This is a genomic window from Streptomyces odonnellii (assembly GCF_000981895.1).
In the GTDB taxonomy this organism is placed as follows: Bacteria; Actinomycetota; Actinomycetes; order Streptomycetales; family Streptomycetaceae; genus Streptomyces; species Streptomyces odonnellii.
Genome location: NZ_LATD01000392.1, coordinates 1 through 3,971, shown reverse-complemented (window position 1 = coordinate 3,971; position 3,971 = coordinate 1). Strand labels below are relative to the sequence as shown.

At 66.7% G+C, this 3,971-nt stretch carries 3 protein-coding genes and 2 pseudogenes; 3 read left to right on the top strand and 2 right to left on the bottom strand.

The genetic code is table 11. The features are described 5' to 3' along the window. Together WH07_RS30825 and WH07_RS30820 are read left to right on the top strand one after the other, a co-directional pair. On the top strand, positions 1-314 hold a 314-nt coding region (locus WH07_RS30825; protein ID WP_046507303.1), incomplete at its 5' end, for a winged helix-turn-helix domain-containing protein. After that, positions 311-901, top strand: coding sequence for a transposase (locus tag WH07_RS30820; RefSeq protein WP_046507298.1), 591 nt, complete (start codon positions 311-313; stop codon positions 899-901). The genes WH07_RS30825 and WH07_RS30820, both read left to right, overlap by 4 nt. On the opposite strand, the gene WH07_RS30815 is transcribed toward WH07_RS30820, so the two are convergent. Next, complete coding sequence (locus tag WH07_RS30815; protein WP_046507290.1) at positions 895-1,410, bottom strand: GyrI-like domain-containing protein; 516 nt, start codon at positions 1,408-1,410, stop codon at positions 895-897. The two genes, WH07_RS30820 and WH07_RS30815, sit on opposite strands and share 7 nt — an antisense overlap. An 866-nt stretch (positions 1,411-2,276) precedes the next feature. Next, a pseudogene (locus tag WH07_RS30810) lies at positions 2,277-2,700 on the bottom strand (nuclear transport factor 2 family protein). 842 nt (positions 2,701-3,542) lie between these two features. On the opposite strand from WH07_RS30810, the pseudogene WH07_RS30805 reads away from it, so the two are divergent. Next, positions 3,543-3,971: pseudogene (locus tag WH07_RS30805) on the top strand (IS5 family transposase); the annotation flags it as partial.

Genomic DNA, 3,971 nt, shown 5'->3' with positions numbered 1-3,971 from the left:
CCCTGCGGCGGCGTGCGGCCACCGGTCGCCCGCCCAAGCTGGACGACACCCAGGCCGAGATGGTCGGGGCCGCGTTGGCGCGAGGTGCTCAGGCTCATGGTTTCGAGGCCGACCTGTGGACCCTGGAGCGAGTCGGCGCGGTCGTCACCCGGGCAACGGGGGTGGTGTTGTCGAGGGCGTCGGTGTGGCGGCTGCTGACCGGCCGGCTCGGATGGAGTCTGCAACGGCCCGAGCGGCGGGCGGTCGAGCGGGACGAGTCGGAGATCGCCCGCTGGATCGCGCACGAGTGGCCGCGCATCAAAAAGGGGCCGTGAACACACGTGCCTGGATCGTGTTCCTCGACGAATCAGGTATCTCGCTGCTGCCTCAGATCCGCCGCACCTACGCACCCCGTGGCCGAACCCCGCTGCTGCGGCACCGCCTGAACCGGAAGCGCGCGTCGATGGCCGGCGCCCTGGGCTACCACTCCACCAACCCCGAACGCGGCGCCCGCCTGTGCTTCCACCTCAAGCCCGGCAGCTACGACACCACCGCCCTCATCGAAGTCCTCGACCAGATGAAGGCGTTCTACCGCGGCGGGCAAGTGGTCCTGGTCCGGGACGGCCTGTCCGCCCACTGGAGCCGGGCCATGCGTGCCTGGGCCGCCGAGCAGGACTGGCTCACCCTGGAGCGATTACCCGCCTACGCTCCCGAGCTCAACCCGGTGGAACTGCTGTGGTCCTCCCTGAAGAAGCGCGAACTCGCCAACCTCGCCGGCGACCACCTCGCCGATGTCGCCGACGCCACCGAACAAGGCATCCACCGCATCAACCACAACCCACAACTGCCATGGTCCTTTCTCGCCCACACCGGCCTCACCATCCACCCAGCACACCCACCGAACTTACGAAAAGATCAGTAAGGGCTGTCTGCCAGGCGGAAGGCCAGCTCCGTACGCCATTTCTCCGGGTCCGGCTCCTCGGCGGGATTCGTCAGGAAGCGCTCCAGCCGGCAGCCCCACCAGTCGCCCGCCGGTGTCGTGCCTGCGTCCCATTTCATTTCGTGCGCCTGGGCCCATTCCAGGAACTCATGGGTCACTGCGACGTCCGCAGTGCCGGTGCAGACGGCCGTCAGGTACCGGCCGCCGGGCAGTACGCCGGCGGAGAGCCCGCTGTCCGGTGGCAGCTCCGGCGTTGCTGCGACCGGTACTCCGGCCTCTACCTGTAGCAGGTTCTTCATGTCGATGATGCGGTAGCGGAGGAAGGGCGGCCCTGCCGGTGCGATTCCGAGTTCTGCGAGGCGGCCGATGACCCAGGGCACACGGTCCGCGATCTCGCGGACCGTCTCCATGGTGACGCTGCGGGTGACCCCGGCATACGGCTGCTTACCGCGTACGGAGACGGTTGGCTGTTCGATCAGGTATCCGTTCATGGCCTGGTAGACCGCTTCCGGCCCGCAAACTCATCGCTTGGCCACGCCGAAGCCGGTCAGTCCGGGTGTCGGGATTCCGGGGTGCGGTGCGTACAGCCCACCGACGCTCTGATCGGATCAGTTGCCTGTTCGCATGCGTCGCGCTGTGCAGGGTGGGTCGGTCACGGCGGTGGTGTCGGTCCCAGTGAGGTGACCGGGTACGGACAGGGTCTCCGCTCCGGTCAGGGCGTCGGTGGGCTTGTGATCGCCGAGGACTGCGACCCTGGCGTCTTCGAGCGTGGCGGGGTCTCGGAGTCCGCCGGGGTTTTGGAGTCCGGCGGGGTGAGCCGCTGGCCGGGGTCGTCACCTGCATCCGTGGCCAGCTCCGCCGAAGGATCCGTACCGGCCAGGGCCGCTGCCCTCACCCGGTGACCCTGTCTGATTGTCGGCTCCCAGTTGGTGAAGGGCGCCTCCACCGGCGTCCGGGGCCATGGTGCTGCTCGCGATGTCTTCTGGCGTCTGCGTTTTGCCCAGCCGTGGATCACCCAGGTCTGGGCCGACCGCGGCTACGCGGGCGACGTCGTGGACTGGGCCCGCGGACACCTCTGGATTACCTGCGTATTGTCTCCCGGCCCGAGGGCGCCAAGGGTTTCGTCGTCGCGCCCCGGTGTTGGAAAGTCGTGCGTACGGTCGGCTGGTGTAGAACGCCCGCTGCAGTGTGCGCGGCCATGAGCGTCTGCCCCAGCGCTGCGGAGTCCGCTTCAACAGCACTGCGGAGCCCGTTTCGACTGGGTATTCGTCGCCTTGATGGCCTGAGGCCTGACCCGCAGGAGCCCTCGCGCCAACCAGTGGACAACGAAGAAGCCCGGCTGAGCGGCGGTTTCTGGTCAGGGTCGGCTCGGTGCCTGCAGGCGTTCGGTTGGTCCGCCGAATGGCAGGGTGAGGGTGCGTGTCGCTGTCAGCCAGGTGTCGTTGGTCTTGCGGAAGGTGTCCAGGTAGTGGTCGATGTTTGCCGGCAGTCGGGGCGGGATCAGCGTGCCGTCGGTGTAGCCGTCGGCTCGGTAGGTGGCGAAGTAGGTGGTTGCGGTGGCCGTGTCCGGTGAGTCGACGGTGACCACAGGGTTCGTGCATATCCGTCGGGACAGGCGGTCTGCCGGCTGGGAACCGAAGTAGGTGCGCGGTGCTTCTCTGCCTTTCGCAGATCGTGCTCGGTTCGTCCAGGTCGAGGTGCTGTATGAGTTCCAGGATCAGGCGCTCGCAGGCTCGTTCCGCGAGGAGACGCTCCACGGGATCGGGATCGTGAGTGGTCATGTCCGCTTCCTGCCGGCCCGGTCGGCGTGCTCACGACTTCTTTTCAACGATCGCCTGGCTTTGTTCACCGGTTTCGACAGCAGTTGTTCAGTTGTCCTTTGTCAACGAAGGTAGTCGATGGCGGTCCGCTGATCAGGGCGGACTATGTTCGTTGGCAAGGATCTTGAGATGTGCGTGCCGACAGCCGCAGTTCGCCCCAAGGCATGAAGTCGACGACGGCTGCATCGAGCATGCTGCCGACTGCTGGGAAGTCCTCAGGGAGTGGGTGTTCCGGGCCGTCCGTGAGGTTCACGAAGTCGATGAAGGCCAAGACATCGATTGCTGGAGCGATCACGGATACTTCCACGCCGAAACGCCCTCGATGTCCTGTTACTCGGCAGCGAACCGCCTGCCGCGGGCAGAGGCCGCTGTGGGCCCATTGATCATTACCGGACATGAATGGTCAGCTTAAGCGGACACGACCAGGAGCACCACGTTGTCCGACTCCCGGGCTAGGTTCGTTGGCAAGGAAGCCTCGACGACTGCATTCGCTGTCAATCACCTCGATTGGATGACAGCGAACATCGGTGCTTCGGGAGGCACCCGGGCCGCGGAGTGTTCGATGTTCACGAGAAGCGACAGCACCCGCGCACGCCGATGGGGCTGTTGCCGCTGCAGACAGACCCTGCGAGCTGCTGGAGGCTCCAGCGGTGCCGATGGTCGGGGTTGGTGGGGCAAGCGAAGACGTTGAGCTCGCCGGAGCGGCCCACGGTGACCTCCGTGGGGGTCGTGGATCGAAAGGCGGGCAGGTTTCGGTCCTAGGTCGTGTCTTCAATTGATCTTGCTTGGTGGATCATGGTCGGGTGATTCGTCGCCATGAACTGTCCGATGCGGAGTGGGAGTTCGTTCGGCCGCTGCTGCCCGCGTCCCTACGGGGCCGGAAGCGGTTGGACGACCGAAGGGTCCTCAACGGGATCGTGTGGAAGTTCCGCACTGGTACGGCCTGGCGGGATGTGCCCGAGCGGTACGGGCCGTGGCAGACACTGCACACCCGCTTCCGTCGGTGGGCCCTGGACGGCACGTTCGAGCGGATGCTGCGGGCGGCGCAGGCCAGGGCGGATGCGGCAGGGGACATCGACTGGCTGGTGTCGGTCGACTCCACCGTCGTACGAGCTCACCAGCATGCGGCGGGGGCACGAAAAGGGGGCCGCGCGCCCCGGGTCTCGGACGCTCGCGGGGCGGTCTGACCAGCAAGATCCACCTGGCCTGCGACGCCTTCGGGCGGCCGCTGG